General features: G+C 73.3%; 3 protein-coding genes and 1 pseudogene. 2 read left to right on the forward strand and 2 right to left on the reverse strand.

Annotated features, from left to right (window positions below):
- Positions 1-164: 164 nt before the first annotated feature.
- Together IH45_RS0133675 and IH45_RS0133680 are read left to right on the forward strand one after the other, a co-directional pair.
- A complete protein-coding gene (locus IH45_RS0133675; protein ID WP_199810746.1) occupies positions 165-1,205 on the forward strand; it encodes a hypothetical protein in 1,041 nt (346 codons plus the stop codon).
- A gap of 70 nt (positions 1,206-1,275) precedes the next feature.
- Positions 1,276-1,584 carry a hypothetical protein gene (locus IH45_RS0133680; protein WP_030677442.1) on the forward strand — a complete coding sequence of 103 codons (309 nt, stop codon included), beginning with the start codon at positions 1,276-1,278 and terminating at the stop codon, positions 1,582-1,584.
- A gap of 69 nt (positions 1,585-1,653) precedes the next feature.
- On the opposite strand, the gene IH45_RS0133685 is transcribed toward IH45_RS0133680, so the two are convergent.
- Positions 1,654-6,405 carry an FtsK/SpoIIIE domain-containing protein gene (locus tag IH45_RS0133685; RefSeq protein ID WP_078897902.1) on the reverse strand — a complete coding sequence of 1,584 codons (4,752 nt, stop codon included), beginning with the start codon at positions 6,403-6,405 and terminating at the stop codon, positions 1,654-1,656.
- Positions 6,402-6,638 (reverse strand): annotated as a pseudogene (locus tag IH45_RS0133690) (hypothetical protein); the annotation flags it as partial. The gene IH45_RS0133685 and the pseudogene IH45_RS0133690, both read right to left, overlap by 4 nt.

The following is a 6,638-nucleotide window of genomic DNA, read 5'->3' on the forward strand; positions in this document are numbered from 1 at the left end:
CGACCTGCGCGTCAGGCGCACCGGTACGAAAAGACACCACACCTACGTTTACGTATCTGCGGCCCGATCGGTTCATCGTGTGAACGACATCACTTCCCTCCGCTTCTCCGCTTCCGGGGTGAACCGATCGGCTTGCGGTTGCGTTTGACCAGGGGAGACGGAAAGTGATCTCCGAGCGCGCGAAGGGTGTGACCGTGTCCGACATAGCCGTTGACTACGAGCTGCTCAACGATGTCGCGCAGAAGGCCGGCAAGCTCAAGGAAGAGGTCAAGCAGGCCCGCGAGAGCAAGCAGGAGTACTCCGTCGACGAGGTCGGCAGCCGGACCGCGGTCTCGGCGATCCGCAAGTACTACTCGACGTGGAAGGGCTCCTTCAAGCGCTCCGAGGAGAAGCTGGAAAAGCTCAAGAACCTCTACGACGGCGTGGCGAAGAAGTGGGCCGACTGGGACTTCGACCTGGCCAACAAGGCGGCCAAGCAGAGCGCCCAGATCTCCTCCGACCTGTGGAAGGCCCGGGACAAGGAGTGGAACGCCTGGCACGACGCGGTCGAGAAGGCCAAGAAGGAAGACCCGGACATCGACCCGTCGCTGCTGCCGAAGGAGCCCCAGAAGCCCGGTGAGCGTCCCCACGAGTGGACCACCGACGACGGGCACGGCAACAAGACCACCACGACGTACGAGTACGGGCCGGACGGCGAGCCGACGAAGATCACCACGACGATGGAGACCAAGACCGGTCTGAAGTCGACCGACACCACGAACTACCACCCCGACGGTACCTACGACTCGAAGTCGACGGACGTCTTCGGCAACGTCACGGACACCACCGGCACCTCGTCGACGACCGAGACGACCGAGCACAAGACCACCACGGACGACTTCAAGAGCAAGACGAAGGACACCGAGGGCAAAGAGAGCACCACGACCGGCACGACCACTTCGGTCACCGACCAGAAGACCGGTCACCGGGACACCAAGACCACGTACACCACCGTCGGTCCCGACGAGGACGGCAAAGAACAGACGGTGAAAGGTACGACCCATTCCTCCGTCGACCTCAACGGCCACGAGGTGACCACCACCATCGAGGTCAAGGAGGACGGCAGCGGCACCAAGACCGTGGTGACCGACGGCAAGACGGAGGAGTGGACGAGCGACGACGCCAAGGGGGACACCGGCTGGAAGCCGAAGAAGTCCGACGACTGACGGCCCGTCCCCCGGCCTCGTCCGGAAGTTCCACCCATCCCCGCATCGAACGACCCAGGGAGTCAGCACCATGCCCGCAGGCAACATCAACATCGACTACAACGAGATCCAGCGCGTCTCCGGCGTGATGAACCAGGCCGTCAACGACATCAACCCGCTGCTGATCAGCACCAAGACCACCGTCGAGGGCCTGCTCGACAACGGCCTGTTCATGCAGCAGAGCAGCCCGGCGCTGAAGGAGTCGTACACCAACCTCACCGCGTCGCTGCAGAAGGCCGTGGAGTCCATCAACTCCTTCGCCAACCAGTTCAACCAGATCAAGAACAACGTCGAGAAGATGGACGCGGACATCGCGGCCGGCACCAAGAAGGCCGGCTGACCGGCCCGTACGACACGACGGTGCCCCGCCACCGGACACCAGGTCCGGCGGCGGGGCACCGTCGTCGTGTCAGCCCGCGGCCCCGTCGCGCAGCACCGTCTCCGGTACCAGCACCGACACCAGCGCGCCGCTGACCGGGTCGACGGTCAGGCCGCGCCCGGGGGTCGGGCGGCCGCGCAGCAGGTCGTACGGCACCCGTACGCCGAGGATGTCGCCCTCGCCCGGTGACTGCGGCGAGAGCAGCATGCCCTTGCGGACGCGCCGCACCAGGCCGAGCCAGCCGATGCCCACCGAGGTCAGCGTCTCGGCGGTGGCGGCGGCGACCAGGCCGATGCCGCGGTCCCGGCCGGTGGTGGCGACCTCGCGCAGCGCCGCGTCGGCGGCGGGCAGCTGGGCGAGCAGGTCGGCGTCGTCGACCAGGACCACGGCGGGCCCCGGTTCGGCGTTCAGCGCCGCGGTGACCTCGTCGGCCAGCGGGTCGGGATCCTGGATGACCACGGCCCGCGGGTGCCGGGCCAGGCCCCGCAGCGGCGATTCGCGCGGGGTGAGCGCGACGACCCGGGTGCCGCCGGCCAGCAGGGACACCGCGAGCGTGGTCAGCGCGGTGGACCGGCCGCTGCCGGGCGGGCCGCTGATCAGGAAGGACGGCGCGTCGGCCGCGAAGTCCACGCCGATGGCACCCAGTTCGTCGCCGCCGACGCCGATCAGGCCCCACAGCGGGCGGCGGTCGGCCGCCGGGACCTTCTCGTACGCGTCGGTGAAGGAGACCTGCCGGGGCAGGCTCATGACGCGCGCGGGGCGGCGGGCCGCGGGCAGGTCGCGGTCGCGCCGGGCGGCCCGCTCCCCGATCCGCTTGAGCGCCTCGGCCTGGTCGCGGCCGGTGACCGGCCCCTCCGTCGGCTCGCCCAGCAGCGCGACCTGCACCTCGGTGCCGCTGCCGCCGCGCCAGCCGCGGCCCTGCGGGACGACGGCCGGCACCTGCTTGGGTGAGATGCCCGCCAGGCTGTACTCGTTGCGGTCGGTCATCCGCAGCAGCAGCCGCTCGTCGTTGAGCGAGGCGACCTTGCCGGTCATCAGGGCCCGCTCGGACGTGGCGATGACGTGCAGGCCCATCGGCGCGCCCTCACGGATCAGCGCGGTCAGCTCCTGGACCGGCCGGCCGTTGTCGTGGTCGCCGAGTAGGGCGGCCAGCGAGTCCCAGCCGTCGATCAGGACGACGGTGTGGGCGGGGCGTTCGGCGGGCTTCAGGAGGGCGCGCAGTTCGGTGAGGTTGGCCGCGCCGTGCGAGGTGAGCAGTTCCTGGCGGGCGCTCATCTCGGCGGTGAGCCGGGTCAGCAGGCGGCCGAGCCGCTCCAGGTCGGCGCGCGGTACGACGGCGCCGCAGTGCGGCAGTTCGGACAGCGCCGCCAGCGCGCCGCCGGCCGCGTCGATGCCGTACAGGTGCACGTCCGCGCTGGAGTGCCGCTGGGCCAGGGCGCCGCCGATGGTGCGCAGCACCTGGGAGCGGCCGGAGCGCGGCGTGCCCAGGACGTACAGGTGCCCGAAGCGGGCCAGGTCCAGCTCCAGGGGCTCCTGGCGCTGGGCGCCCGGCAGGTCGGCCACACCCCAGACGACCGGCGCGAGGCGCCCGTCGGCCGGGTCGGGCCGCTCGGGCAGTTCGGCCAGGCTGATCGCGGGCGGCAGCGCGGGCAGCCAGGGGCTGGGCTGCCGCTCGATCTCCAGCTGTTCGGCGGCCTCCTGGACCGCGTCGACCAGCACCGTCAGGTCGGTGGCCGCGTCGCGCTCGTCCATCGCCTCCTGGATGGCGTCGAAGAGGTCCGCGGTCTCCTCGGCGGGCTCGGCCGCCGTACGGCCCAGCAGCGACCAGGTCAGTTCGCTGGTCCACACGTCCGCCTCGGGCTGCGGCCCGGCCGGGGTGTCCGCGTCGTCCGCGGGCGCGGCCTGCGCGCCGTCGCGTACGGCGCCGACGAAAGCGGTCTGGAACGGCAGCACCGAGCGGTGCCCGACCCGGGCCAGGGCGCGGCCCGGGGTGTCGCTGGAGATGCTGACCGCGTCGTTGACCTCCAGGACGTCCTGGCTGTCCAGGGCGTCGGTGACGCGCAGTGAGATCCGCAGGTTGGTGTTGGCGCGGATGTCGGCGGTGACCACGCCGGCCGGACGCTGGGTGGCCAGCAGCAGGTGCAGGCCGAGCGAGCGGCCGCGCTGCGCGATGCCGACCAGACCGGGCACGAACTCGGGCACGTCGCGGGCCAGGGTGGCGAACTCGTCGATGATGAGCAGCAGCCTGGGCAGCGGTGCCAGCGCGGGGTCGCGGCGGCGCATCGCCCGGTATTCGGTGTGGTCCTTGGCGCCCGCGTCGGCCAGGATGCGTTCGCGTCGGGTCAGTTCGGCGGTCAGCGAGGTCAGTGCCCGCTCGACCAGGTGGCTGTCCAGGTCGGTGACCATGCCCAGCACGTGCGGCAGCCGCTCGCAGCCCGCGAAGGCGCTGCCGCCCTTGTAGTCGACGAGCACGAACGTCATCTCGTCCGGCCGGTTGACCGCCGCGAGGGAGGCCACCAGCGTCTGGAGGAGTTCGGACTTACCGGCGCCGGTGGTGCCCGCGATCAGGCCGTGCGGGCCGTCCTTGACCAGGTCGAAGGTGACCGGGCCGGTGTAGCCGGTGCCGAGCAGGACGCCGGTGGAGGCCGGGCGCTTGGTCCAGCGGGCGGCCAGTTCGGACGCCTGCGGCGGCTCCAGACCCAGCAGGTCGAGCAGTTTCACGCGGTCCGGCAGGCCGTCCGAGCCGTCCGGGGTGACGTCGCGTACGGGGGCCAGGGCGCGCCCGATCCGCTCGCACCAGCCGGTGTCGACCAGGTCGGGGCGGATGCCGGTGAGGTCGGCGCTGCCGGTGCGGCGCAGGGTGACCTCGCGGGCGCCGACCGCGCAGACGGTGACGCACTCCTCGGGGAGCATCCGCTCCTCCTGGTCGAGGCAGATCAGGAAGACTCGTACGGCCGGGCCCTCCTTGAGGACCTGCACCACGCCGGGCACGTCGCGCAGTCGCCGGGCGCCGTCCAGGACCACGACGAGGTCCGGTTCGGCGAGCAGCGCGCCGCCCATCGCGGACTCCCGCGAACGGGCCCGGGAGCGGATCGCGGAGACCAGTTCGGAGACGCGGTTGGCGACCGTCTCCGGGTCGTTGCCGACGGTGACGGTGGGGCCGCCGGAGGGCGGCGCGGCGACGCCGCCCTCGCCGGGGCGGGCGTGCGGCAGCCAGCGCACCCACTCCCAGGCGGGCGCGCCCGCCGCGTCGGTGAGCACGGTGATCCGTACGTCGCGCGGGCTGTGCAGGATCGCGGCCTGCGCGACGGTCCAGCGGGCCAGCGCGCGGGCCGCGTCGGTCTCGCCGGAGATGCCGACGACGCCGTCCCCGCACAGGTCCACGCCGATCGGCATGTCCGGGATCTGCCAGTTGACGGAGCGGTGGTTGTCCTCGCGGGAGGCGTCCTCGATCGTCAGCAGGGAGGCCTGGCGGACGGTGCCGACGCGCAGCAGCAGGTGGTCCGGGTGGCCGCGGCGGCGCTCCCACAGGCGGGCGCCGGGGCCGACGGCCCACATGCCGGCGGCGGCCGGGTCGGGTCCGGCGGCGACGCGCAGGCCGCGCTCGCGCTCGACCATGCCCTTGACGTCCTGCTCCAGCGAGGCGCGCCGGGCGCGGTAGTTGGCGACCGAGGTGAGGAAGTCGCGCCAGCCGCTGCGCTTGGAGCTGAGCCAGTTGCCGATGGCGAGCACCGGGCTGAAGAACGCGAACATCAGGTAGAAGTACGAGTGCAGGAAGACGACCATGCCGACGCCCATGAACATCGGCGCGATGACCACCAGCAGCGGGATGGTGCGCCGGGGCGGCGGCACCGGCGGCGAGGGCAGCGTGAAACGTTCCGGCACCAGCGGCGGCACGATCCGCGGCGGCCGGTTGAAGTCCAGGTACGCGCCGTCCTCGGAGGTGGCCACGGCGGCGTCCGCCTCGGTGGGCTCGGCCACCCGCAGCAGGTATTCGCCCAGCCGCAGTTCACCGCCGAGCGGCCATTCCACCCAGCCCGCGGGGAGCGGCTGGTGGGTGTCGGCGTAGGGGTCGGGCAGTTCGGGCGGCGGCGGGGCCGGCAGTGGGGTCGCGTCGGCGCGGGGCCGCGCGGGCGGCGGCTCGGGTACGGACAGGGCCACGTCGGTGCGGTGGCCGGGGGCGGCGCCGGTGCCGCCCGCCGCCTCCCGGTTCGCGGACTTCCGGGCCGCCGGGCCCGCGTCGAGCAGCACCGTGCCGTCCGCGCGCACCGTGAGGCGGATGCCCGTCGCGGGCACGTCACGGCCGGTCAGGCGTACGGAGCTGCCTGCCGCCGGGCCGATGGTGTGCGTACCGACGTCCAGCGGCCAGACGCGTCCGGCGCCGCGCCCGCCGATCAGCTGGAGTTCCACGCGGGGCGCGCGGGGCAGCCGCTCGCCGTCGGCGGAGCGGGACGGCGGCGGCAGTTCGGCGCGGTCGGGGCCGTAGCCGCCGTCCGGCTCGGGCGGTACGGGGCCGCCGAGGCCGAGCGTGGCGCCGTCGCGTATGCCGGTGGCGGATATCGGCACATCGGCGGGCAGTTCACGGTCGCCGAGGAAGAGCGCGGGCGGCGCGTCCTCGGTCGCGCCCTGGCCGGCGAGGCGCGCGGCCAGGGCTCCGACGGTGGTCGAGCCCGGGGTGTGCAGAACCAGGTCGCGCCGCTCCGGTGCGGCGTGCGGGGAGCCGGGCCGGGCCGGAGCGGAGGCTTCCGGGGCGGCCGGAGCGAGGGTGACGAAGAGTCTCACGGGGTTCGGGGAGTCCGTTCCTGGGGATCGCCGGGGGCGGCGGGGTCGGAGTCGGCTTCGGAGGTGCCCGCGGCGGACACCCCGGCCAGGCCGGGCGGCGCGGCGGCGGCCCCGGGCTCGGCCAGGTCCGGCTCCGCGAAGTCCGGCTCCGCGAAGTCGGCGCCGGGGGTACCGGAGGAGTGCGCCGGGGCGGCTCCGGCCGGGCGGGGAGCGGGGGCGGCCGGGGGCTGTGC

Source organism: Streptomyces rimosus subsp. rimosus, from assembly GCF_000720725.1.
In the GTDB taxonomy this organism is placed as follows: domain Bacteria; phylum Actinomycetota; class Actinomycetes; order Streptomycetales; family Streptomycetaceae; genus Streptomyces; species Streptomyces rimosus_A.